The organism is Microbacterium sp. Soil_N32 (assembly GCF_057655505.1).
The window spans coordinates 12,322-37,205 of record NZ_JBDGME010000016.1 but is presented as its reverse complement, the minus strand read 5'-3'; the positions used below and the strand labels follow the sequence as shown (position 1 = coordinate 37,205).

Here is a 24,884-nt window from a genome sequence, read left to right as displayed (position 1 = left end):
AGACTCCGATTCCGCCATCAACGACGCCAGCACCACGCCGTCATCGCGTTTCACGTGAAACATCGCCTGTTTCTCGTTGCCCACCGAATCGGGCGGTCGCCCTCCGCCGCCCTGTTCACCATCCCCGTGGTCGCCATGTGTCGCGCTCCCCTGTCGCAGCTGCTGGGCGCGCACGCGAGCCGCGGTCCCCCACCCGTGTGTATGCCTGCCGCATTTCGCGGTGACCTCCGTCGATGTTTCACGTGAAACACTTCCACCCCAAGGACCCCCCCAACCCCGAACTCTGCCAGCACTCCCGGGTCGCCATATTTTGCGCCCGCCGAGGTCCGCCGAGAACGATCGGCTGCGCCTGACGCCGATGCGGCTGCTCCATCTGCCCCGTCCAGGCGTGTCGGCCGTATGTTTCACATGAAACACCGCGACCGCGACCTTGCACCGTATCTGAGGGACGAACCTCGCCTCACCCTCGGCCTGATCGCCTTCCATCGGCGCCGCGCGGCACTACATCGCCAGTCGGAGTCGGTCGCGCGCCGCTCTTGCCGGCACGGACGCACTCCCCCTTCCGACTCCGCAACCCGCGGGCAGGCGTCGAGAGAGCCATGTTCAGAGCGCCGATTCTCGCACACACCGGGATCCCCACCGCGTCGGCGGCCAATAGCCGCGCCTCGCTCGCTGTCCGGGCAGCGTGGGCACTGTTTCACGTGAAACAGCGCCGCTCTCGCGCGATCTTCATCGCGCGAGAGCGGGTCACCTCACTGGACCGGTGACAACCTTCCGGCGGGGCGCACCGCGCGCAGTCCGGGCGTATGCGGGATCGCAGTCGGGCATCGAGGCACACCCACCGCAGAGGCGCACGCGGGTTGTGTGCCTACGCACCCGTTCCGTCGGTGCACGTGCGATGACTCATCTCACCGCTCCCCGCTCGCTACAGAAACCATCACGCACCTGCGGCCACGGGTAGGTCCCGCCCACCGTGTTCGCGATCCCCTCGCGAACACGGGTGACGAGGTGACCATGTCTTCTCACGCAGCACCACCATGCCTCCATCCTTCCCGGAGATCGTCCACTGACGGGGGTACACCCCCGAGCGCAGAGATCGACGTCACGCCGGCCGCCGCGTATGGCGACTCCCCCCACTACTCCCCCGCTCACGTGGCCCATGCCGAGCGGTGCACCTCCTTATCGCTCCATTCACGTTACGAACACGGCGAACCTGTGTTTCACGTGAAACCGGCGAATCGCGCTTCGTCTGCTGTGTCGGATTCCCCGGCATCCGCGCCCGTCTCGAACTCGACGCCCACATACGGGCGGTGAGCATCGCACGCGACGCGAAGCACTCCCCTCGGCCCACTATGCCGATGAGGAGAACGGAACGAGCCCCGTCTCACCCGACGACCCACCGCCAGCTCACCTGCTCAGACGGACGCCGCAGGCATGCTCCGAATCATGAAGACATCCACGTCGTCTTCTTCATACGCAGCGAACCCGAACCGCTCGTACAGACGACGAGCAGCACTACCCTGCAGCACGTTCAACCGATACGGACGCTCATCGCGTGCGAACAGCAGCGTCTCCAACACCGCATGCCCCACCCCTCGGCCCTGCACCTCGGGAGACAGGTAGAAGTGCTCCAGCCACCAGCCGTCCACGGCGGCGCGCAGGGCGACCAGACCGCGGTCGCGGCCATCGACGGTGATCACGCGGGTATCGGACGGTTCATAGGCCTTAAGGAACCGCTGCCGTACGCGTTGAGGATCGAAGACGCCGAGACGCTCCAGGTCGGGCCGCATCACCACGGCGCGGAGCTCGGCCATCCACGAGGCATCCGAGGCATCAGCGGGACGAAAACCCCAGTTCAGAGGTTTAATCACGACAAAAAGAGGCGGGTGGGAGTCAGACGGTGCGGACGTATGCCCGCACGACGCGCGTCGTCTCGCCGAGCACGCCCTCGCCCAGTACCTCGACCCGCACGTCCGACAGCCGGTACTTCTTGATCTGCTTCTGCGCCGCCTCGATCTCCTTGTCGGCGTTCATCCCCTTGAACAGGGTGAGCTCTCCGCCGTCACGCACGAGCGGCGCCGTCATCGGCAGCAGGGTGCGCAACGCGCTCACCGCGCGCGCGGTCACGACGTCGAACGCACCCGGGCGCCGCACGTCTTCCGACCGCGCCCGCAAGATCTCGACGTTACCCAGACCCAGCGCATCCCGCTGCTCCGTGAGCCACGACACACGCCGCTCCATCGGCTCCACCAATGTGAACTGCACGTCCGGTCGGGCGATCGCGAGCACCAGACCCGGCAGTCCCGCTCCCGATCCGATGTCGGCGACGTGCCCACGCACGAGCGGTGCGGCAATCGCGCTGTTCAGCACGTGGCGCGTCCACAGACGCGGCAGTTCGAGCGGACCGATCAGGCCGCGCTCCTCCCCCTCGCGGGCGAGCGCCGCGGTGAACGCACGCGCGAGATCGACCCGATCACCGAAGATGTCGACCGCTGCAGGCGGCTCGACCTCGAGCTCAGCGCTCATCGTCGTCCCGACCTCCGGGCTCAGCGACGGCGCAGCACGGTGTGGCGGTCGGCGCCCTCACCGTACGACTCCGACACCAATCCCCGCTCGGCCGCGACATCGTGCACGAGCTTGCGCTCGTAGCTCGACATCGCCGGCAGGGATGCCTGGGATGCGCCCTCGTCGAGCTTCGCGGCTGCCGCGTCGACCAGCGTCTCGAGCTGCCGGCGCCGCGCATCGCGCGACCCGCCGATGTCGAGGATGAGCCGCGAGAACGCGCCCGTCTTGTTCTGCACTGCGAGTCGGGTCAGCTCCTGCAGGGCCTGCACGGTATCGGGAGCCGAGAGCAGGCTCAGCGAACCGCTGTCGGCCTCGACCGACACGTACGCGCGTCCCTGCCGCACATCGAGGTTCAGGTCGCCGTCGATGTCGGCGATGTCGAGGAGCTCCTCGAGGTAGTCCGCGGCGATGTCGCCCTCGTTCTCGAGCTCGGCCACGGTGGGCTCGACACGCTCGGTGATGCTCTCGCTCATCATGCGCTCCCCTTCTTCTTCGCACGCTTCTTGCCCACCGGCTGCTGACGCTTCGGGGCCTCGGCCTTCGCCTTCTCGGCCGCCTCGAGCAGACGCTGCTGCTCCGCCTCGTACGTCGCCATCGACACGACCTTGCCCGACGAATCGATCGCCTTGCCCTTGCGCGCCAGACGCTCTTCGCGGGCCTTCGCCGCCTCAGAGCCGGGCGTCGGCATCTCTCGGATCACGAGGAACTGCTGGCCCATGGTCCACAGGTTCGACACGAACCAGTACATGACGACGCCGAGCGGGAAGAACACACCCGAGAAGATGAAGCCCAGCGGCAGCACGTACAGCATGATCTTCTGCATCTGGTACGCCTGGCCGGTCTTGGCCTCGGGCGACAGGTTCTTCGAAATGATCTGCAGCTGGGTGAAGAACTGCGACGCGATCATGAGCACGACGAGCGTGACGAGGATGATGATCGCCGTGGTGTTGCCGGCATCCACCGCGTTGCCGAGCGTCTCGTGCAGCGACGCGACGCCGAAGAGCTTGGCATCGTAGAACTGCTCGGTGAGCTCCTGATTGAGCAGGCCCACGCCGCCGACGCCCTGGGCGTGGTGCTTGGTCACGTCGCTCAGCACGCTGAACAGCGAGAAGAAGATCGGCATCTGCACGAGAAGCGGGAGGCAGCTCGACATCGGCGTCGTGCCGTGCTTCTTGTACAGCGCCATGGTCTCGCGGCTCATGGCCTCGCGGCTGAGCTGGTCGCGCTTGCCCTTGTACTTCTCCTGCACCTTGCGCAGTTCAGGAGCGATCTCCATCATCTTGCGCTGGCTCTTGATCTGCTTCACGAACAGCGGGATCAGCGCAGCGCGCACGACGACGACGAGCCCGACGATCGAGAGCACCCAGGTGAGACCCGAGTCCGCGGCCATCCCGACCGCGGTCAGCAGCCAGTGCCAGGCCACGAGCACCAGCTCCACCAGCCACTTCAGCGGCCAGAGGATGGTACCGATCAGGTCGAAACCTCCGGAGGAGGGGGCCGGCGACGGTGTGGCGCTGGCGAGCAGAAGGTCGAGACCCACCGGTCAGTCCTTTCGAGCGGGAACGACGAAACCACGGGCGGTCAGGTCGTAACGGAAGTGTGCGTGCGGTTTCACGTCGTCGACGCCCCCGCGGGACCAGGGATTGCAACGGAGGATGCGCCAGGCCGAGAGCACTGCTCCCCGCACGGCGCCGTGCTGCTGCACCGCCCCTACAGCGTAAGCCGAACAGGAGGGGTAGTAGGCACAGACGTCGCCATACATCGGCGAGATCACCTTGCGGTATCCCGTCAGGAAGCCGAGCACCAGGTTCCGCGGGATGAGCGGGATGCTCCGCAGCGCATCGCGCGCGTGCATCCGTCCCGACCCGATCGACGACGCGGGCAGCGCGGTCATGATGCGGCCGCCGACGTCAGACGCCGCAGGCAGCGGTGCACGTCCGACCTCAACTCGTCGTACGTCGCCGACGAGGACGCAGGAAGGGCACGGATGACGACATCCGTGCCCTCGGGGACGCGGTCGAGCGCCTCGGCGCAGACGGCCTTGAGGCGACGACGAACCGTGTTGCGAACGACGGCGCCGCCCACCTGCTTGCTGATGATGAAGCCGAACCGCGGACCGCGGGGCTCATCCGTGGTCATCACCGAGGTGATGACCTTCGCTCCTCCACACCGCGATCCGCGACGAACCACCATGCGGTAGTCGCTGCCGCGGGTCAGACGGTACGGACGGGCGAGCACAGCGGGTTACGCGGAGAGCTCGGTGCGGCCCTTCGCACGGCGTGCCGACAGGATGGCGCGGCCGGCGCGGGTGCGCATGCGGGCGCGGAAGCCGTGCTTCTTGGCGCGACGACGGTTGTTGGGCTGGAAGGTGCGCTTGCTCATGGAATCACTCCGGGGGTGCTGTCACCGGATTCACTGCGACCGGAGACATCTGTAGGGAACTGCCGAAAAGGCATAAGTCAACCGACTAAGGGTACGTCGCTGCGGCGCGCAGAGCAAATCTGCGCGCCGCGACCCTTGTCATCCGGTGGGTACCGCACAGCCATTATCCACAACCTCCGTCCCCACCCCGCACACAACACGCGCGTTGATATACCGCGGCAGGTTGCCGTTCCGAGCCTCGGTGACTAGCGTGGGCATCCGTAGTTATCCACAGGCGGAGGACGGAACCCGCGCCGCCTCGCCCGATCACAGCCTCCGGAGCGTCATGTCCTCACCTGCCCAGCCCGACGTGCCGATCTGGACCACGGTGCAGGAGCTGCTCGTCGACGACGACCGGGTGACCCCGCAGCTGCAGGGCTTCCTCAGCCTGGCCGTTCCGGCCGGGGTGATGTCGGCGACGCTCTACCTCGAGGTGCCGAACGACCTGACCGCCGCACAGATCAACAAGCGGCTTCGGCTGCCCATCATGGAGGCGCTCGCGCACGTCGGCGAAGAGGTCACCTCGTTCCGCGTGGTGGTGAACCCCGAGCTCGCCGAGCAGCCGACCGCACCCATCGCCGTCCCCGACTTCGGTCGACAGGAGGGCACGGGGCGCGTCGAGTCGCCGATGGAGCAGCCGACGCCGCTGCGGCACGAGTCGCGCCTCAACCCGAAGTACACCTTCGACAACTTCGTCATCGGGCAGTCCAACCGATTCGCCCACGCCGCCGCCGTCGCGGTCGCGGAGGCACCCGCCAAGGCCTACAACCCGCTCTTCATCTACGGCGACTCCGGGCTCGGCAAGACGCACCTCCTGCATGCGATCGGCGACTACGCCCAGTCCCTCTACGCCGGGGTGAAGGTGCGGTACGTGTCGAGCGAGGAGTTCACGAACGACTTCATCAACTCGATCGCGAACAACCGCGGCGCGGCGTTCCAGGCGCGGTACCGCGAGGTGGACATCCTCCTCATCGACGACATCCAGTTCCTGCAGGGTCGCGCCGAGACGCAGGAGGCCTTCTTCCACACCTTCAACACGTTGCACGATCACAACAAGCAGGTGGTCATCACCAGCGACGTCGCGCCGAAGCACCTGACCGGCTTCGAGGACCGCATGCGCAGCCGGTTCGAGTGGGGCCTCATCACCGACGTGCAGGCTCCCGACCTCGAGACGCGTATCGCCATCCTCCGCAAGAAGGCGCAGAGCGAGGCGCTCCACATCCCCGACGAGGTGCTCGAGTACATCGCCACCGTGGTGTCGTCGAACATCCGCGAACTCGAGGGCGCTCTCATCCGCGTCTCGGCGTTCGCGAGCCTGAACCGCTCGGCGCTCGACATCTCCTTGGCCCAGACCGTGCTGCGCGACATCGTCGACACGGCGGAGGACAACATCATCTCGCCGACCGACATCATCACCGCGACCGCGCAGTACTTCAAGCTCACCGTCGACGACCTGTACGGGTCGAGCCGGTCGCAGCAGATCGCCACTGCGCGTCAGATCGCGATGTATCTGTGCCGTGAACGCACGAGCCTCTCCCTGCCCAAGATCGGGCAGCTGTTCGGCAACCGCGACCACACCACCGTCATGTACGCCTATAAGAAGATCAGCGACCTCATGAAGGAGCGGCGCTCGATCTACAACCAGGTCACCGAGATCACCACCCAGCTCGGACGCCGCTGACACCGGCGCTCGACCTGCAGGGAAAGGCATCCGATCGCGGATCCGTGCCCTTTCTCGTTTCCGCGGAGACGCGACGCGCCGGACGGCCGCCGAGCCCCCTCGAAAAGATGCCTCTATGCACATGTGGATAACTTGTGGATTATCGGGGTGCGCATCGGGACGAATGTGGGCCGATCGCCCATTCCTGTGGATAACTCGGGGACAACGAATCGGACGTCGGATGCTCTCCACCCCCGGATTCCTCAGGAATTCCACAACTGACAAACGTGTAGTTCCCTACGGCCGACTGCTATCCACCGACTTATCCACAGTATCCACAGCTGTTAACACCGTTAAGAAGTTAATCCGGTTAAGGCGCGATCCGATCACCAGACGGGTGGGGAGAACCCCGAGGCATGACAGGAAACCTCGTCGTAGGGATCGGGTTGATCGTGGGGCTAGCATGGGAAGCCCTGCAGTCGGCCACGCCCTGCAGCCCACCGACGACACCCGTCTCAGATCGACGACAAGGGAGCACCCGTGAGGTTTCAGGTCAATCGCGACGTCTTCAGCGAGGCCGTCTCGTTCGTCGTCAAGCTCCTGCCGCAGCGCAATCCGCAGCCGATCCTGGCCGGTGTGCTGATCGAGGCCGACGGATCGGGGCTCACCCTCTCGGCGTTCGACTACGAGGCCTCCGCCCGCACGACCATCGAGGCCACGGTCGACGACCCCGGCACGATCCTCGTGCACGGCCGACTCCTGTCGGACATCGCAAGCCGCCTGCCGAACGCCCCGATCGACATCGCCGTCGAGGACGACGGCGGGATCGCGGTGACCTGCGGCTCTGCACGGTTCACCCTCGCGGCCATGCCGGTCGAGGAATACCCGTCGATCCCCGAGGTGTCCGGCCCCTCCGGTGTCGTCCCCGCCGACGAGTTCGGCACCGCCATCGCGCAGGTCGGCTTCGCCGCATCACGCGACGACGTGACCCCGGTGCTCACCGGTGTACAGCTGGAGGTCTCCGGGCACAACCTCAGCCTCGTGGCGACCGACCGCTACCGGGTGTCGCTGCGCGACGTGCCGTGGGACGGCGAAGCCGCGGGCGACCAGACCGCACTGGTTCCCGCACGCACGCTGCTCGAGGTCGGCAAGACCTTCGGTCACGCCGGCACGATCCAGATCGCGTTCTCGGGTGCCGGCGACCGCGAGATCATCGCCTTCACCGCCGGCAACAAGACCGTCACGTCGCTGCTGATCAAGGGCAATTTCCCGCCCGTGCGCCGACTCTTCCCCGAGCAGACCGACCACTACGCGGTCGTGAACACCGCCGACCTCGTCGAGGCCGTCCGTCGTGTCGCCCTGGTCCTGGACCGTGCCGCTCCGCTGCGGTTCACGTTCTCGAGCGACGGAGTGACGATGGATGCCTCGGGCAGCGAGCACGCACGCGCATCCGAGTCGGTCGACGCGATCCTCACCGGCGGCGACGAGGTGGTGCTCGGCCTGAACCCGCAGTACCTCATCGAGGCGCTCGGCGCGGTGAAGAGCGAGTTCGTGCGCGTGACGTTCACGTCGAGCGACAACGCGAACAAGCTCAGCCCGGTGCTCATCACGAGCCAGACCTCGGTCGACCAGGCCGGTCTCGACTCGTTCAAGTACCTGCTCCAGCCCAACCTGCTCCTCCGCTGATCCCGATCGGGCCGGAGCGAGCACTGTCCGACCCCGAAGGTAGTGTGAACGCGTGATCGTGGAGCACTTGAGCCTGGTGGACTTCCGCAATTACGCGACCGCCGAACTGGCTCTGCACCGCGGTCCGAACGTGCTCGTCGGCCGCAACGGTCAGGGCAAGACGAACCTCGCCGAGGCGGTCGTGTTCCTCGCCACCCTCGGTTCGCACCGCGTTTCGGCCGACGCGCCGATGGTGCGCGATGGCCAGGAGTTCGCGATCATCCGAGCTCGACTCTCCCACGGGGAGCGCAAGGTGCTGGCCGAGGTGCAGCTCAACCGCCAGGGCTCGAACAAGGCGCGCATCAACGGGTCGCCGTCGAAGACGAACGAGCTCCCCCGGTACGCCCACGTGGTGCTCTTCGCCCCCGAAGACCTGCAGATCGTGCGGGGCGACCCGTCGGCGCGTCGTCGGTTCGTCGATCAGCTCCTCATTCAGCGCACCCCTCGGCTCGCCGCCGTTCTCGGCGACTACGACCGCGTGCTCAAGCAGCGCAACGCCCTGCTGAAGTCGGCCCGAGCCCGGGGCATCCGCGGCGAGGCGCTCAGCACGCTCGATGTGTGGGACGACAAGCTCGTGGCCCTCGGCACCGAGATCATCGTCGCCCGTCAGCGCCTGGCCGCCGATCTGCAGCAGCCCGTCGCCGACGCGTACGCCGCGATCGCGGGTGCCGACCATCGCCCCGAGCTCGAGTGGGCGCTGTCGATCCGCGGCGGCGACCCCGAAGACGGCGACGACGCGGCCGGTGACGCCGAGGCGGATGCGCCGGCTCCGGCATCCGTCGCCGAGATGTTCCGCTCGTCGCTCGCGTCGAAGCGCGCCAGCGAACTCGACCGCGGTCTCACGCTCACGGGCCCGCATCGCGACGACCTCGTGCTGCGGGTGCGCGGTCTTCCGGTGAAGGGCTACGCGTCGCACGGCGAATCATGGTCGGTCGCGCTGGCCCTGCGCCTGGCCTCGGCCGAGCTGCTGCGCAGCGAATCGCCGGCCGGAGACCCGGTGCTGATCCTCGACGACGTGTTCGCCGAGCTCGACGCCGACCGCCGCCAGCGCCTCGCCGCGCTGACCGCCGGATACGAGCAGGTGGTGGTGACCGCTGCCGTCGAGGAGGACATCCCCGAGGTGCTGCACGCGCACGTCGTCCGCATCACCGCGGGCACGATCACCGACGAGCGCGAGGGAGGCGCGGCATGAACGACACCCTTCGGCCGGGTCAGCCCGCTCCCCGCGCATCCGCGGCGTCGGATGCGTCGTCTGCCGCGGCATCCGACTCCTCCGTGCCCGCGCCGCCCGAGACGGTTGCGACCTATCTGCGCCTGCGCGGGCTGAAGCCGAGCAGCAAGAACTGGCGCCGCAAGAAGCGCCTCACGGTCGACGACGAGAACGTGCCGTTCGCTCCGGGCCGCGATCCGGGCGCGCTCGGCGACGTGCTCGACAAGCTCAGCCGCGACTCCGGCTGGCAGGTCGCCCTCGCCCGCGAAGACCTGGTGCGGCAGTGGGCCGACCTCGCCGGCGCCGACACCGCCCAGCACTCAGAACCGGTGTCGCTCGAGCGCGGACTGCTCACGGTGAAGTGCGACTCGACGGCCTGGGCGAAGAACCTCCAGTACATGCGCGGCACTATCCTCACCGAGATCGGTCGGCGTTATCCCGACGCCGGGGTGGAGAACCTCCGCTTCATCGGACCGGACGTTCCCTCCTGGAAATGGGGTCCCAGAGTCGTCCCAGGGCGGGGTCCGCGCGATACCTACGGGTAGGGCACCATCCGAGGGGGTCGGACGCCTCAGAGGGCCACACGCGGCCGTTGAGCGATATTCCCACTCGAAACCCGGCTAGACTGGGAGTTCGAACTATCGATGTGGAGAATGTCTTCTGATGACACCTGAATCCCCCGCTGACGAGTCCGAATCGACGACCGGGGGAACCCCCGACCCTTCGACGGGCTCCGCGAACGGAAACACATCGACACCCCCGGACCTCCCCGAGTACGGTGCCGACTCGATCCAGATCCTCGAGGGCCTCGAGGCCGTGCGCAAGCGCCCCGGCATGTACATCGGATCCACCGGGCCCCGCGGTCTGCACCACCTCGTCTACGAGATCGTCGACAACTCGGTCGATGAGGCGCTGGCCGGCTACGCCGACACGATCTTCGTGACGCTGCTGGAGGACGGCGGCGTGCGCGTCGTCGACAACGGCCGCGGCATCCCCGTCGACCCGCACTCCTCCGACCCGACCAAGTCGACCGTCGAGGTCGTGCTGACGATCCTGCACGCGGGCGGCAAGTTCGGCGGCGGCGCGTACGCCGTCTCCGGCGGTCTGCACGGCGTCGGCTCGTCGGTGGTGAACGCGCTGTCGACGCGGTTCGAGGTCGAGGTCAAGCAGAAGGGCCACGTCTGGCGGCACAGCTTCGCCGACGGCGGCAAGCCGCAGCAGGCGCTCGAGAAGGGCGAGAGCACCGACGAGACCGGAACGAGCATCACGTTCTGGGCCGACGGCGAGATCTTCACCGAGACCACCGAGTACGACTACGACACGCTGCGCACCCGGTTCCAGCAGATGGCCTTCCTCAACAAGGGTCTGCGCATCGAGCTGCGCGACGAGCGCGCGTCCTCGGTGTACGAGATCGAGGAGGAGGGGCAGGCGATCGCGAAGCAGCCCCACGACGTGTTCTTCTACGAGCGCGGTCTCGTCGACTACGTCGAGTACCTGAACAAGGTGCGCCACGCCGAGGTCGTCACCGAGGAGATCATCGCGTTCGAGTCGGAGGACACGGCGCGCAAGATCTCGCTCGAGGTCGCCATGCAGTGGACCACCTCGTACACCGAGAACGTCTTCACCTACGCGAACACGATCAACACGCACGAGGGCGGAACGCACGAAGAGGGCTTCCGCGCGGCGCTGACGACGCTGGTCAACCGCTACGCCCGCGCGAACAACCTTCTCAAGGAGAAGGACGACAACCTCTCGGGCGACGACGTGCGCGAGGGCCTGACAGCGGTCATCTCGATCAAGCTCGGCGAGCCGCAGTTCGAGGGCCAGACGAAGACCAAGCTCGGCAACACCGAGGCGAAGGCGTTCGTGCAGAAGGTCGTGGGCGATCAGCTCGGCGACTGGTTCGAGCGCAACCCTGCGCAGGCGAAGAACGTCATCCGCAAGGCGATCGACGCGGCGACCGCCCGTATGGCGGCGCGCAAGGCGCGCGAGACGGCCCGCCGCAAGAGCGTCTTCGAGTCGGCGGCGATGCCCGACAAGCTCAAGGACTGCACCAGCAAGGACCCGTCGATCAGCGAGATCTTCCTCGTCGAGGGCGACTCGGCCGGCGGCTCGGCGGTGCAGGGTCGCGACCCGCACACGCAGGCGATCCTGGCGCTCCGCGGCAAGATCCTGAACGTCGAGCGCGCGCGTCTCGACAAGGCCCTCGGCAACAAAGAGGTCCAGGCGATGATCCAGGCGTTCGGCACGGGCATCGGCGAGGACTTCGACATCGAGAAGGCCCGATACCACAAGATCGTGCTGATGGCGGATGCCGACGTCGACGGCCAGCACATCACGACGCTGCTGCTCACGCTGCTGTTCCGCTACATGCGCGGGCTCATCGAGGCCGGCTTCGTGTACCTCGCGATGCCGCCGCTCTACCGCCTGAAGTGGTCGAACTCGCCGCACGAGTACGTGTTCAGCGACGACGAGCGCGACGCGCTGCTGAAGTACGGCCTCGACAACGGCAAGCGCATCCCGAAGGACGCCGGCATCCAGCGCTACAAGGGTCTCGGCGAGATGAACGCCAAGGAGCTGTGGGAGACCACGATGGACCACTCGACGCGCACGCTGCGTCAGGTGACCATCGAGGATGCCGCGGCCGCCGACGAGATCTTCAGCGTGCTGATGGGCGAGGACGTCGAGTCGCGGCGCACGTTCATCCAGCGCAACGCCAAGGACGTCCGCTTCCTCGACATCTAGCCATTCCGTGGGTCCCCCGGCGCGCCGCGGGGTCCCGGATGCTTCGACACGCTCAGCAACCCAGGAAATGACACATGACTGACGAAGAACGCCCCGTCCCCGAGCACGATCACGGCCGGATCGACCAGGTCGACCTGCAGTCGGAGATGCAGCGCAGCTATCTCGACTACGCGATGGCGGTCATCGTCGGACGCGCGCTGCCCGACGTGCGCGACGGGCTCAAGCCCGTGCACCGCCGGGTGATCTACGGCATGTACGACGGCGGCTTCCGCCCCGACAAGTCGTTCTCGAAGTGCGCCCGCGTCGTCGGCGAGGTCATGGGTCAGTACCACCCGCACGGCGACTCGGCGATCTACGACGCCCTCGTGCGTCTCGTGCAGCCGTGGTCGCTGCGGTACCCGCTGGCCCTCGGTCAGGGCAACTTCGGGTCGCCGGGCAACATGGGCGCCGCGGCGCCGCGATACACCGAGACCAAGATGGCTCCCCTCGCGCTCGAGATGGTGCGCGACATCGAAGAGGAGACCGTCGACTTCACCGACAACTACGACGGTCAGACGCAGGAGCCCACGGTCCTCCCGGCCCGGTTCCCGAACCTGCTCGTCAACGGATCGGTGGGTATCGCGGTCGGCATGGCCACGAACATCCCCCCGCACAACCTGCGCGAGGTGGCCGAGGCGGCGCTCTGGGCGCTCGACAACCCCGAGGTCACTCGCGAGGAGCTGCTCGACGGGCTCATCCAGCGCATCCCCGGTCCGGACTTCCCGACCGGCGCGCAGATCCTCGGCACCAAGGGCATCCACGAGGCGTACCGCACCGGACGCGGCTCGATCACGATGCGCGCGGTCGTGAACGTCGAAGAGATCCAGGGCCGCACCTGCCTCGTCATCACCGAGCTGCCGTACCAGGTGAACCCCGACAACGTCGCCGTGAAGATCGGCGACCTCGCCCGTGACGGCAAGATCACCGGCATCGCCGACATCCGCGACGAGTCGTCCGACCGCACCGGCCAGCGCCTCGTGGTCGTGCTCAAGCGCGACGCCGTCGCGAAGGTCGTGCTGAACAACCTGTACAAGCACACGCAGCTGCAGGAGAACTTCGGCGCGAACATGCTCGCGATCGTCGACGGCGTGCCGCGCACCCTCGCGATCGACGGCTTCATCACGAACTGGATCTCGCACCAGATCGACGTGATCGTGCGCCGCACGCAGTTCCGCCTGCGCAAGGCCGAGGAGCGGATGCACATCCTGCGCGGCTACCTCAAGGCGCTCGACGCCCTCGACGAGGTCATCGCCCTCATCCGCCGCTCCCCCACGGTCGACGACGCGCGCACCGGGCTGAAGCAGCTGCTCGAGATCGACGACATCCAGGCCGACGCGATCCTGCAGATGCAGCTGCGTCGCCTCGCCGCCCTGGAGCGGCAGAAGATCGTCGACGAGGCGACCGAGCTGGAGGCCCAGATCGCGGACTATCTCGAGATCATCGCCGACGAGCTGCGTCAGCGCGCGATCATCCGCGAGGAGCTGACCGCGATCGTCGACCGCTTCGGCGACGAGCGCCGCACCCACATCCTGCACGGCTTCGACGGCGACGTCTCGATGGAAGACCTCATCGCCGAGGAGGAGATGGTCGTCACCGTCACGCGCGAGGGCTACATCAAGCGCACGCGCAGCGACAACTACCGCTCGCAGCACCGCGGCGGCAAGGGCGTCAAGGGCGCGCAGCTGCGGGCGGATGACATCGTCGAGCACTTCTTCGTCACGACCACGCACCACTGGCTGCTCTTCTTCACCGACAAGGGTCGCGTCTACCGCGCGAAGACCTACGAGGTGCCGGAGGCCGGTCGCGACGCCAAGGGCACGCATGTCGCCAACCTCCTCGCGATGCAGCCCGACGAGAGCATCGCGCAGGTGCTCGACATCCGCGACTACGGTGTGGCCGACTACCTCGTCCTCGCCACCCGCGACGGTCTCGTCAAGAAGACGCGGCTCGAGGCGTACGACACCAACCGTCAGGGCGGCGTCATCGCGATCCGTCTGAACGACGACGACGCCCTCGTCGGGGCGCTGCTCGTCGACGCATCCGACGACATCCTGCTCATCAGCCGCAAGGGCATGTCGGTGCGCTTCCAGGCGACCGACGAGGCGCTGCGTCCCATGGGCCGCGCGACCGCCGGCGTGAAGGGCATGAAGTTCCGCGAGGGCGACAGCCTGCTCTCGGCCTCGGTCGCCGACCCCGACTGCTTCGTGTTCGTCGTGACCGACGGCGGGTATGCGAAGCGCACCGCGGTGCAGGAATACCGGGTCCAGGGGCGCGGCGGATACGGCATCAAGGTGGCCAAGCTGAACGACGATCGAGGCACTCTCGCGGGTGGTCTGATCGTCGCCGAGGACGACGAGGTCTTGGTGGTTCTCTCCAGCGGCAAGGTGGTACGCTCTGCCGTGGCCGAGGTGCCCGCCAAGGGCCGAGACACCATGGGAGTGGTGTTCGCCCGGACGACGGAAGCCGACCGGATCCTCGCGATCGCCCGTAACAGTGAGCGCGGCCTGTCCGACGAGGAGTCGGAGGAGGCGGATGCCGCTTCCGACGTCACCGAGACGACGAACACCCCCGAGGAGAGCACGGACGCATGAGCACGGTAGCCGACAAGCTCGCGAAGAAATCCACCCGCAAGACCAGCGGCAAGCAGGTGCGCCTGCGCCTGGTCTACGTCGACTTCTGGTCTGCGATCAAGCTGTCGTTCCTCGGCGCCGTGGCGCTGGCGATCGTCACGATGGTGTCGTTCTTCCTGATCTACCTCGTGCTCGACGCGACCGGTGTGATGCTCAAGGCCGAGGAGTTCCTCCGCAGCTTCAGCAACAACGAGATCGTGCTGAGCGAGATCGCCGGCCTGCCGCAGGTGATGGCGTTCGCGGCCGTCGTCGCGATCCTCAACCTCATCGTCTTCACGGTGCTCGGCGCGGTCGTCGCCGGCATCTACAACTTCGCGGTGAAGGTCACGGGCGGTCTGCTCGTCGGCTTCACCTCGAACTGACGGTTCTCGCGAAGGGGCGGATGCTGCGGCATCCGCCCCTTCGTCGTTCCCGCGGGCCTTCCTCCACAACACGGTAGGGAAAACCCGAATCGAGGTGTCCGGTTGACTCGGTGTCGGGCCCCGACCCCCGGCTCTACCGTGGAACCATGACCACACAGACAGCGATCCCGCAGCGGGCGAGAGCCGACCGGCCGCCCCTGCGCTTCTTCCTCACGGTGCTGCATCTCGCCGGTGTCGGACTGATCGGCGGCGTGATCTTCACGGTGCTCACCGGCGTGCTCAGCACCGGTCTGGGTCTGCTGCTCGTCGCCGGCATCGGCCTCGTCTTCCTGGTGGGTCTCGTCTACGCGCTGTTCGGTGTCGGCTGGTTCGAGATCGGCCGGGTCGGCGCGCTGTACCGCGTTCCGGTCGCTCCGCTGCGCTGGCGGCCGCGCGACCGTCCCGGTTTCGTCGGCTGGATGCGCGCCCTCGGCCGCCAGGCCGTCGACGGACGCATGTGGCGCGCCCTGGCGAACTTCGCCATCACCGCGATCCTCGGTTTCGTCGTGCTCCGCCTGTTCGCCGCGCTGGTCGGCTCGGTGGTGCTGCTCTTCGCTCCGCTGACCCCGGCCGAGAGCGTCTTCGGTCCGTTCGGCGGCGGGGGCATCCCGGTGATGTGGGCGCCGCTGGTCGGCATCCTCGGCATCGCGGCCGCCGTCGGGGGCACGATCGGTCTCGCCTTCCTGCACCGCACCCTGTCGCTCGCGATCGTGGTGCGCAGCCGTGAGGCCGAGCTCACCGAGCAGGTGCGCACGAGTACTGCACAGCGCGAAGGGGCGGTGCGTGCGGCCGACGTCGAGCGCACCCGCATCGAGCGCGATCTGCACGACGGCGTCCAGCCCCGGCTCGTGTCGGTGGGTATGACCCTGGGCCTCGCCCAGCAGAAGATCGACGACGACCCCGCCGCCGCGAAAGAGCTCATCGCCGAGGCGCACACCTCGACCAAGGCGGCGATCACCGAGCTGCGGCAGCTCGCGCGCGGCATCCACGCGTCGGTGCTCGACGACCGCGGACTCGACGCCGCCCTGTCGGCGCTGGCCGGGCGATCGCACATCCCCGTGCACCTCGACGTGCGCATGGACGGGCGGTGCAGCCGCGAGGCCGAGGCGGCCGTGTACTTCTCGATCGCCGAGTCGCTCACCAACGCGGCCAAGCACTCCCGGGCCAGCGAGGCGCGCGTCGTCGTGCGACTGCGTGACGGGGGAACGCTGTGGGCCCGCGTCGAGGACAACGGCATGGGCGGTGCCCAGGTGCAGCCCGGCGGCGGGCTCGACGGCATCGCGAACCGCATCCTCGCCGCGGGAGGCACGTTCCGCCTCGACAGCCCGCTCGGCGGACCCACCAGCCTGGAGGTGAACGTGCCATGCGCATCCTGATCTGCGAAGACAGCGTGCTCCTGCGGGAAGGACTCGTGCGGCTGCTCGAAGACGCCGGACACCAGGTGGTCGCGGCCCTGCCCGACACCGACGGTCTCACCGAGGCGGTCGCCGCGGAGTCGCCCGAGCTGTGCATCCTCGACGTGCGGCTTCCCCCGACGTTCACCGACGAGGGCATCCGCGCAGCGCTCGGCCTCCGCTCGACGCATCCGTCGCTCGCCATCCTCGTGCTGTCGCAGTACGTCGAGGAGCGCTACGCGTCCGACCTCATCGCGGCGCAGGGCGGTCCCCTCGGCTACCTGCTGAAAGACCGGGTGGCCGACGTGGCGGAGTTCCTCGAATCGGTGAACCGCATCTCCGAGGGCGCCACGGTGCTCGACCCCGAGGTCGTGGCCCAGCTGCTCACGCGGCGCAACCGCGACGACCGGATGCTCCGGCTCACCGAGCGGGAACGCACGGTGCTCGCGCTGATCGCCGAGGGCAAGTCGAACCAGGCCATCGCCGGTCTGCTCTTCGTCTCGGAGGCGAGCGTCGAGAAGCACATCACCTCCATCTTCCAGAAGCTGGGCCTCGAGCAGGACGAGTCGGGAAACCGCCGCGTGCTCGCCGCCCTCGCCCACATCGAGAACCTCGGCGGCCCCGCGTCGCCGAACCAGACGGGAACGACACGATGACCACGAACAACGACGACCGCACCCCGCTCACTCCCCCGCCCGCGCCGGGCTCTGCGCAGCCAGCACCACCGACGGGTCAGGCACCCGCGGCGGACGGCGGCCCCGCCGCCTCGCGGACGGCCGGATTCACCGCGATCGGGATCATCACCGCGATCGCCGGCGGGCTCGCTCTGGTGGGAACGGGCGGCACCGCCGCCTTCGCCACCGCCGGGGCGATGTTCGCGTCGACCGACGGATCCACCGCCGTGCAGACCGTCGACGTCGACGGCATCGACAGCATCCGCGTGGATGCCGACGCGAGCAGTGTGCGCGTCGAGTTCGCCGACGTCGACGAGGCCGAGCTGAAGGTGACGAACCCGCGCGGACCGGCGTGGACGTTCGAGCGCGAGTCGGACGAGCTCGTCGTGCACAGCGCCAACCGCGGATGGGGCTGGTGGTTCGGCAGCTGGTTCGGCGAGGGCGAGGTGGCGGTCATCACGCTGCCGGAGTCGCTGCGCGACGAGGCGATCGACGCCGACCTGTCGCTCGACGCGGGCAGTCTCGACGTGGTGGGCGACTTCGGTGCCCTCGCCGTCGACGTGAACGCGGGGGCGCTCGACATCGAGGGTTCGGCGCTCAGCGTCGACGTCGACATGAGTGCCGGTCGCGCCGACCTGCTGCTCGACGACGTCGACGAGGCGACGCTCTCGGTCTCGGCCGGCGACCTGGCGGTGAGGTTGACCGGCACCGCGCCCGCGCGCACCGGTATCGACGTGAGCGCCGGCTCGCTCGACCTCACCCTGCCCGATGCCGAGTACCGCATCGATCAGAGCATCGACGCCGGGTCGCTCGATGCGACCGTGAAGCAGTCGTCGGGCTCGCGCAACGTGATCGACGTGTCGCTCTCGGCCGGCAGCGCCACCATCCGACCCGGCCGCTGACGGGTGTCGGGGGCGGGACTCACCCGGGTCTCGTCCCCGATTGGGACTTTCCGCGAATCTCCGGTAAAGTTTCGGAGGTTGACGGGGCTATAGCTCAGGCGGTTAGAGCGCTTCACTGATAATGAAGAGGTCCCAGGTTCAAGTCCTGGTAGCCCCACTCCGAAACTCAAAATCCCCGCACGGGGCCTTAGCTCAGTTGGTAGAGCGCCTGCTTTGCAAGCAGGATGTCAGGAGTTCGAATCTCCTAGGCTCCACACTGTGTTGAGACAGTTCGAGAAGGCCCCGCCATGTGCGGGGCCTTCTCGTTTCCCCGTAGCAAGCAGATAGCAAGCGGCGGATCCGTGAGAGTTGCATCCGAACCAGTAATCCGTTTGCATGAGTCAGTGCCCCGAATCCCTCGTGACCTGAATGGCGCTTCTTTCGGGGAACCATGGCAAGTGGAGGGGGGGAACCGGCGCAACGGCTACACCTGGAAAGTAGGTGTCACCTACCCAGACGGCAAGCGGTCTGTTCTTTCACGTAAGGCAGCGACCAGCGAGGAAGCTCTGGAAGCTATCCGCGGAGCGGTCAACGGACGTAAGCCGCGAGACCGACGCTCGACGACGATGGCTGAGCTCGCCGATCTGTGGGAGTCCGCTCAACGGAACGCAAAGACGGCAGTCGTCAGCGAGCAGACTCGACTGCAGTACGTGTCTACCTGGAAGCGCCATCTCGCCCCCCACTTCGGTGCACGAGTCTTGGATTCCGTCACCCATGATGAGATCTTCACCTTCATCCACGCTGATGAAAGGACGATCCGGCCGAAGAGTCTTGTTGATGTCATGCGCGCCTTCTTCCGACACGCTGTCAATCGCGGCCTCGTGTCAAGCAACCCGGCGCAAGGCGGATTCGAGATTGCGACGCCCGAACCGACCCCGCGGCCGATTTCTCCTGAGACGATGTTGGTCATCGAGCAACATCTCGCCTCTCTTCAGAGTCGAGGTCGTCGGACCGATCCTCTTATACTCCTGCACACTTGGCAGACAATGCGGGGCGCGGCAGCGAGGATCGGTGAGGTCCTCGGGCTCCAGGTGCGTGACTGGGATTCGTCGACTCGAAGACTGCGGGTCGGAGAGACGCACATCGGGAAGGTCGAGTCCGCCTCACGTCCAGGCGGCACCACCTACGGCGCTATCTCTGGGGCGAAGACTCCCGCGGGCCGTCGAACGGTGACCGTCGCTTTCGATGTGGCTAGGGTGCTGGATGCTCGGTGCGACGGACAGCCGCCAACGGCGTGGGTTTTTCGCACGGCTGCGAGCCGCTTTCTATCGCCGGAGAACATCCGAACGCGATTGCGGAGGGAGCTGGCGAAGCTCGGGCTGAGGAATGCGGTTACGCCCCACGACTTGCGCGATACCGCCGCGAGCGTCCTCGCCCAGGAGCTCACGCGTATGTACGGACTAGCAGACGGTCTGCGTGCTGCCGCCGCTCAGCTCGGACACGCGGGTGTCGGTCGAGCTCTTAGAGCGTACGTCGATCCAAGTGCCACCGTTGAGGATCACTCCGCAATACTGGCGCGGACCAATCCTCTCGAGAGGGTGGCTCGAGAGGCGCGGAGTCGCCTCCTCTTCAAGGTGAGCATCACCAGCCGAGTGGAGATCGGATCAATCACTCCGGCTGACGGCTTCGTTCATGTGGTCGTCGATACTGAATCTGTGGATCTCGTGCGGGCCGAGCTAGTTGAGTATGGCGACCTCATACGGGTGACAGCAGACCCTCTGCTCGTCTACTCGGGCGATGAAGAGTTCTGACAAGCGCCGTCCTCCGACACCGTCAGGCGGTCTGGAACCCGCATTGTGACTCAGCTTCGTCGTTGTTCCGGTCGTGCGACCGGAACAACGACGAAGCTGAGTCAGCTCAGGGCTGCTTTCCGGCGGGAAGCTTCGCGCCCGCTTCCGTGACGCGAAGTCCGGTGAGGTAGACCTGCCCGTTGGACTTGAGTACCTTCGCGCCAGCGTTTTCCAGGTGCTTGTAGAACGCGGTGCCGGACATGCGCACGTCGACTCCGCGGGTGTGCATCCACTGGCTGTACAGCGCGAAGGTGTCCGGCCGCGGGATTCGGTCGTTGATGTGGTCGTTGGTTGCTTCGAGTGGCGAGCCGGGTGCGCCCAGGATGTCGCTGAGCGGGTTGAGTTCGGCCCACATCGCGTCGGTGGCTCGCTCGATGAACGGCTCCTTGTCCCAGGTCGCACGTGCGTACGTGCGGTTCGCGCCGGTGATGGTCCAGGCGAGGATAGCTTCGAGGCCGTCGGGGGTGCACAAAAGGTCGTCGAGGTCGCTCGTTCGCTGCTCGCTGGTCAGCTGCATGGTGAAGGGCACCACGATGACGCGCCGGGTGAGGTCGGTACCGTAAACGACGGTCTTGTAGCGCAGATAGTTGTTCGCAATGCAGAGCATCGAACCCTGCAGCCGGAAGCGGATGATGTCGCGCCCGTACATCGGCCGGGCCATCATCAGTCCTCGGCCGGTCATGGACTTCAGCATGGCATCGTCGATGAGGCAACGTTCGGACACCTCGTCGATGAGGATTCCGCGCGCGCCCATGGTGTCGAGGAGTTCTACGCTCGGCCGTCCGCTGGCGAAGCCTGCTTCGAGGTCCGTACCTTTGAGCTCGGTGATGTAGTTGCCGGTGGCGGCTGCGACGTTTCGGACCAACGTGCCCTTGCCGGCGCCGCCCTTCCCGTAGAGGTGCCAGAGGTGGTCCCGCATCCGACCGATGATGACCATGCCGAACAGGTCCTGGAGGTAGGCAGGCATGTTCACGGGGTCCGCTTCGCTGATTTGGTCGATGAACTCTTCCCACTTCGCCGACCGCGCGGCGGGGTTCCAATGCACGGGCGTACCCCGGGTCGCCATCAGCTCCGGGTCGTGCGGGTGCAGCGCAAGCGTGCGAGCATCGACGACTCCGTTGCCGACCACGATGAGGTCGCGGTTCTCCTCGCGGTCGAAGTCGGCGTTCTCGATGACGAGGATGCTCTTGAGCATCTTGATGGTGGCCTCGACCTTGGTTGCGGTCTCGAAGCGGAACGACATCCCAGCGCTGTGCTTGGCGCGGAGCTCGGCCTCTCGCTGTTCGGCGCTGCCTTCTTCACATGCCGCCGCGGCGCGTGCGTCACGGCGGCTCGCGTCGTCAAGGAATGACGCGAGGCGGCGGAGGGCGGCCTGCAGACGGTCGAGGGTGTCCACCTTCCAGAGGCCCCTGGTCAGGTCGTACGTCATCCACTTGGCGGTATCCGTGTTGTAGCGGGCCTGCCCTCCGAGCTGCTCGAGGGCGGCCTGGACCATGTATGCGCTGCTCAGGTCGGTGTTCTTGTAGCTGTGAACGTCGAGCTTGAGTTCGCCGAATGCGCTGAGTCCTCCGACGCTGGCCGCAGGGGTCCTCGCGGAATCAGAAGCGGAGGAAGCGTCGCTCATCGTCGCGCCATCGTCCCAGGTGCTGCTCATGGCGAGTACCCCGTCCATCGTCAACGAAGCATCAGCTTCGCGGAGCGAGGTGAGGTCGGCGCCGGCGGGAGTGTTCATGACGCTGACGGGAATGTCTGCCGCCCGCAGGGCCCTGGCGAGCGGGTCAGTGAACCCCTCACCTGCTGCGTCGCCATCCCTCGCGATGAGAGCTGCGACGGGCATCCTCCGCTCTTCTGCGAGGAGGCGAACCATTGCCACGACTTCTGCCTGAACTTCGAGGTTCTGAGCGTTCTTCGAGCCACGCACGGCGACCGCGGCTGCTCCGAGGGAGCTTGCGGTCAGCGCGTCCCCGGGCCCTTCGGTCACGACGACGGGTACGTCCGCACGATACGCCTCGTTGATGAGGTTGAACCATGCGGTGCGGGTCCACCCGTGGGCGCCATCGCCGGGGTTAGCGGGCCCATCCCACCTCAGCTTCCCCGGGCGGATGTTGCGGACCTGGTAGCCCATCTCGTCACCGAGTTCGTAGTCGCCGGCGGTGTTCTTGACCACACCCCTGAAGGGCACGCTCACACCCGCGGAGTGCACATCACCGTTCTTGAAGGCAGCGATGTTGGTGAACCCGAGGCCGAGACGCTGCGCCTCTCCGGCGCTGAGTCCCCAACGACGGCGGATGTATTGCAGTGCCTCGTCGGGGAACATGCCGTTGATGGCGACGTTTCCCTTGAGGCACTTGGCCATGTAGTCGAGCTTGGCGATGAGCTGCGCCTGGTCGATGCCGGCGATGGGCCGATAGACAGCACTTGCTCTTCTCTTGCCTCGGCGGGCCTTGCCGGGCACAGGGCCGTCGGTGTCGATGAACCAGGCATCTTCGTCGGCCTGCATCGTGGCGATGTCGCGACGGGACAGGTGGTAGGCGTCGAGGATGTCCTGCTTGGTGCACGCGGCGCTCCAGCAGTTCATGAGAATCTTGCCGGGCTCGGAGTCAGTGGCGCGTCTGTACGTGATGTCGAGGGACGGGTGGGTGTCTCCGTGGCTTCGGCAGTGGAGCGTCCAGGTGGCGTCCTCGTCGAAGTGGACGGTGTCCTGAGCGTCGAGGAAGCTGCTGAGCAGAATCCTCCCCTGGTCGTCGCGTTCGTACGCGGGTCGCGTCGTTGTCGTCGAGTCGGGTCTTCTGGTGGTCATGGAGGGTCCAATCCCTCGGGCCCTCGTTGCGGGGCCGTTCGGAGCCCTCTATGCGTGTCGTCTCAACTCACGCACCGAGGGCGAGACCCGGGCTTCGTCCCACGTCAATGACAGTGAGGAAGTGATTCCCTTTCTCTCAAACTCGATATAGAAACTTGGGAAGAGGTTGATGCTGTCGGCACACTCTTGGCTTTCCGCTCAGCGGCTGCCCTTCGTCCCTCGAATGCACCGGGAGCGGGAGTATTCCGTGCCTCGATGACGGGGACGCTGCAGGCGCGGGGTGATGTCGACTATCGGGCGGGCGCGTAGGCGGTCCATACGATGCCCACGTCACCGAAGTGTCGGTGGAGCAGTTCCGGACCGATCCCGACGCCGACGAGGATGCTGGCAAACGGCGCTTCGCCGCTCGTCCATCCTTCGCGCGCAGGGTTTCCCTCACCGGGTTCGAAAACGAGATGGCCGGTGAGCTCGACGCGAGGGAACTCGGCGAGCTTGTGTTGCCACTGAGAGCCCGGGCGTGCGGGCAGCAGCATCAGAGCCGACCGCACCGAACCTCCCCGCCACTCCTCGACCATCCGGGAGGTCCACACTCCGGGGCCACGCCGGTCGTTCCCGTAGGGAGGATTCATCCAGAGTCGAGACGGACTTCCGTCAGAGTTGGCCCAGGAGTCCTGTGCCAACGCGTCTTCATCCGCGGTCAGCCACCAACGCGCTGGCACGCGCCTCTCGGGTTCGGCTGCGACGTCCCCATCGATACCCCCGAGACACGCCACGGCCCGATCCAGTAGCCAACCCGGTGTGAGCCAGGAGTCTGACGAGGATGACCGCCGGTGGGAGAGATAGAGGGCTGTGGCTGCCTGTCGATCTCGCTTCCCCGAGCGAATGGCAGCGGCCGCGGCGGTCACCGTCATCTCGCCCCGCGCAACCGCCTCAATCAGACCGTCGAGACCGCTGTTGATAATGAGCGACCCGTCGCGAACGAGCCGTTCTGATACGCCTGCCATCGTTGCAGCTGCCTGCTGCGTCGGCGTCGTTTCATCCGGCAGCCCTGCCGCATGCCGGCCACTCCCGCGGACGCCGCCCCGTTGTCGCCGCGCGAGTGCTCCGGCGGCAAGTGCGCGCTGAGACGGCGTAAGGTGGCGCCGGCGGATGTTCAGCGACATGACGAGGGCGCGCGCCTCGTCCTCATCGCCGATGAACGGGATCGTGCGAAGCGGTCTTCCGAGTCGTTGTGCGGCGATAGCTCGATGTCTACCGTCGAGCAACCACACCTTCCCATCGGCCGACTGCCAGGTCGTCGCAGGCTCACGCTGCCCGTTCGACTGGATATCTCGCACGAGCTCGTTCATCTCCGTATCCGACATGCGGGGCAAGAGATCGGCGAACGCATGCGGCGGCAACGTTGCGTTGGTATCCACTCGGTCAGCCTAAGGCGCGCGTGGACACGTTCAGACCGGCGCGGACCAGGCGTTTGAACTCACCGCGCATGTCTGTTCTCATGACGAGGATCATGCTCACTCGCCGCCATCCAGGAAATCCCGACGCCGTCCTCGCTGACGTAACAGGCGCCCAGTCGCAGACGCTTGGCGCGCTAGTCGCGCGCACCCGTCTCGGCACAGCATGCATTCTCTGGATGGACAGCATCGTCAACATCGGCGGCGTCGCCCAAATCACTCGAGTCCGACCGGACGGATTCCTAGTGGACGTTCTGGTCGGCATTCACATGATGGAAGTCGCGCCTCACTCCCAGGGAAGAGAGGTCATCGTGCTTCCCCCGTCAGCAGCGGCAGCACGGCGCTCGGGCGTCGCTCATGCCTCCAGTGTGCTCGACTGCTCGGAAGCTGCGGCCACTGCGCAAGCGTGGGTCCGCCACGAGTCCCTGGCTGCAG

The 24,884-nt window shown here is 66.8% G+C and carries 20 protein-coding genes and 2 tRNA genes; 13 read left to right on the top strand and 9 right to left on the bottom strand.

Annotated elements, in window-relative coordinates:
- Positions 1 to 1,415: 1,415 nt before the first annotated feature.
- From AC3A3J_RS04305 to rpmH, 7 genes are all read right to left on the bottom strand, one after another.
- On the bottom strand, positions 1,416 to 1,814 hold the full coding sequence (locus tag AC3A3J_RS04305; protein WP_487671099.1) for a GNAT family N-acetyltransferase: 399 nt from the start codon (positions 1,812 to 1,814) through the stop codon (positions 1,416 to 1,418).
- A 79-nt stretch (positions 1,815 to 1,893) separates the two neighbouring features.
- Positions 1,894 to 2,526 carry a 16S rRNA (guanine(527)-N(7))-methyltransferase RsmG gene (rsmG, locus tag AC3A3J_RS04300; RefSeq protein WP_487671098.1) on the bottom strand — a complete coding sequence of 211 codons (633 nt, stop codon included), beginning with the start codon at positions 2,524 to 2,526 and terminating at the stop codon, positions 1,894 to 1,896.
- A gap of 20 nt (positions 2,527 to 2,546) precedes the next feature.
- Entirely contained in the window at positions 2,547 to 3,041 is a 495-nt protein-coding gene (locus tag AC3A3J_RS04295) for a Jag family protein (RefSeq protein ID WP_487671097.1), read from the bottom strand.
- Positions 3,038 to 4,105: a membrane protein insertase YidC gene (gene yidC / locus AC3A3J_RS04290; RefSeq protein WP_487671096.1), complete on the bottom strand. Its 1,068-nt coding sequence runs from the start codon at positions 4,103 to 4,105 to the stop codon at positions 3,038 to 3,040. The genes AC3A3J_RS04295 and yidC overlap by 4 nt, the downstream gene beginning before the upstream one ends.
- A 3-nt stretch (positions 4,106 to 4,108) precedes the next feature.
- Positions 4,109 to 4,459, bottom strand: a complete 351-nt coding sequence (gene yidD / locus AC3A3J_RS04285) for a membrane protein insertion efficiency factor YidD (RefSeq protein ID WP_487671095.1) — start codon at positions 4,457 to 4,459, stop codon at positions 4,109 to 4,111.
- Positions 4,456 to 4,803, bottom strand: a complete 348-nt coding sequence (rnpA, locus tag AC3A3J_RS04280; RefSeq protein ID WP_487671094.1) for a ribonuclease P protein component — start codon at positions 4,801 to 4,803, stop codon at positions 4,456 to 4,458. The genes yidD and rnpA overlap by 4 nt, the downstream gene beginning before the upstream one ends.
- Before the next feature lie 6 nt (positions 4,804 to 4,809).
- The gene (gene rpmH, locus AC3A3J_RS04275; RefSeq protein ID WP_022879826.1) at positions 4,810 to 4,947 is read right to left on the bottom strand and encodes a 50S ribosomal protein L34; all 138 of its coding nucleotides are present in this window, start codon (positions 4,945 to 4,947) and stop codon (positions 4,810 to 4,812) included.
- A 325-nt stretch (positions 4,948 to 5,272) separates the two neighbouring features.
- Here rpmH and dnaA point away from each other — a divergent pair, with 325 nt between their 5' ends.
- From dnaA to AC3A3J_RS04210, 13 genes are all read left to right on the top strand, one after another.
- Positions 5,273 to 6,667: a chromosomal replication initiator protein DnaA gene (gene dnaA / locus AC3A3J_RS04270; RefSeq protein ID WP_487671093.1), complete on the top strand. Its 1,395-nt coding sequence runs from the start codon at positions 5,273 to 5,275 to the stop codon at positions 6,665 to 6,667.
- Between the two features lie 519 nt (positions 6,668 to 7,186).
- Positions 7,187 to 8,332 (top strand): DNA polymerase III subunit beta, encoded by a 1,146-nt coding sequence (dnaN, locus tag AC3A3J_RS04265; protein ID WP_487671092.1) that lies wholly within the window; start codon positions 7,187 to 7,189, stop codon positions 8,330 to 8,332.
- Between the two features lie 52 nt (positions 8,333 to 8,384).
- Positions 8,385 to 9,563 (top strand): DNA replication/repair protein RecF, encoded by a 1,179-nt coding sequence (recF, locus tag AC3A3J_RS04260; RefSeq protein WP_487671091.1) that lies wholly within the window; start codon positions 8,385 to 8,387, stop codon positions 9,561 to 9,563.
- On the top strand, positions 9,560 to 10,126 hold the full coding sequence (locus tag AC3A3J_RS04255; protein WP_487671090.1) for a DciA family protein: 567 nt from the start codon (positions 9,560 to 9,562) through the stop codon (positions 10,124 to 10,126). Before recF ends, AC3A3J_RS04255 begins: the two co-directional genes overlap by 4 nt.
- Positions 10,127 to 10,244: 118 nt before the next feature.
- On the top strand, positions 10,245 to 12,326 hold the full coding sequence (gyrB, locus tag AC3A3J_RS04250) for a DNA topoisomerase (ATP-hydrolyzing) subunit B (protein ID WP_487671089.1): 2,082 nt from the start codon (positions 10,245 to 10,247) through the stop codon (positions 12,324 to 12,326).
- A gap of 74 nt (positions 12,327 to 12,400) precedes the next feature.
- Positions 12,401 to 14,956, top strand: a complete 2,556-nt coding sequence (gene gyrA / locus AC3A3J_RS04245; RefSeq protein WP_487671088.1) for a DNA gyrase subunit A — start codon at positions 12,401 to 12,403, stop codon at positions 14,954 to 14,956.
- On the top strand, positions 14,953 to 15,357 hold the full coding sequence (locus tag AC3A3J_RS04240; protein WP_487671087.1) for a DUF3566 domain-containing protein: 405 nt from the start codon (positions 14,953 to 14,955) through the stop codon (positions 15,355 to 15,357). The genes gyrA and AC3A3J_RS04240 overlap by 4 nt, the downstream gene beginning before the upstream one ends.
- A 146-nt stretch (positions 15,358 to 15,503) precedes the next feature.
- Positions 15,504 to 16,772: a sensor histidine kinase gene (locus tag AC3A3J_RS04235; RefSeq protein ID WP_487671086.1), complete on the top strand. Its 1,269-nt coding sequence runs from the start codon at positions 15,504 to 15,506 to the stop codon at positions 16,770 to 16,772.
- Entirely contained in the window at positions 16,760 to 17,446 is a 687-nt protein-coding gene (locus tag AC3A3J_RS04230; protein ID WP_487671085.1) for a LuxR C-terminal-related transcriptional regulator, read from the top strand. The genes AC3A3J_RS04235 and AC3A3J_RS04230 overlap by 13 nt, the downstream gene beginning before the upstream one ends.
- Positions 17,443 to 18,366 carry a hypothetical protein gene (locus AC3A3J_RS04225; RefSeq protein ID WP_487671084.1) on the top strand — a complete coding sequence of 308 codons (924 nt, stop codon included), beginning with the start codon at positions 17,443 to 17,445 and terminating at the stop codon, positions 18,364 to 18,366. The genes AC3A3J_RS04230 and AC3A3J_RS04225 overlap by 4 nt, the downstream gene beginning before the upstream one ends.
- Before the next feature lie 83 nt (positions 18,367 to 18,449).
- Positions 18,450 to 18,523, top strand: a tRNA-Ile gene (locus tag AC3A3J_RS04220).
- 24 nt (positions 18,524 to 18,547) lie between these two features.
- Positions 18,548 to 18,620, top strand: a tRNA-Ala gene (locus AC3A3J_RS04215).
- 351 nt (positions 18,621 to 18,971) lie between these two features.
- Complete coding sequence (locus AC3A3J_RS04210; RefSeq protein ID WP_487671083.1) at positions 18,972 to 20,156, top strand: tyrosine-type recombinase/integrase; 1,185 nt, start codon at positions 18,972 to 18,974, stop codon at positions 20,154 to 20,156.
- A gap of 106 nt (positions 20,157 to 20,262) precedes the next feature.
- On the opposite strand, the gene AC3A3J_RS04205 is transcribed toward AC3A3J_RS04210, so the two are convergent.
- Together AC3A3J_RS04205 and AC3A3J_RS04200 are read right to left on the bottom strand one after the other, a co-directional pair.
- A complete protein-coding gene (locus AC3A3J_RS04205) occupies positions 20,263 to 22,995 on the bottom strand; it encodes a phage/plasmid primase, P4 family (RefSeq protein ID WP_487671082.1) in 2,733 nt (910 codons plus the stop codon).
- A gap of 290 nt (positions 22,996 to 23,285) precedes the next feature.
- Positions 23,286 to 24,413 carry a DNA N-6-adenine-methyltransferase gene (locus tag AC3A3J_RS04200; protein ID WP_487671081.1) on the bottom strand — a complete coding sequence of 376 codons (1,128 nt, stop codon included), beginning with the start codon at positions 24,411 to 24,413 and terminating at the stop codon, positions 23,286 to 23,288.
- Positions 24,414 to 24,884: the final 471 nt, after the last annotated feature.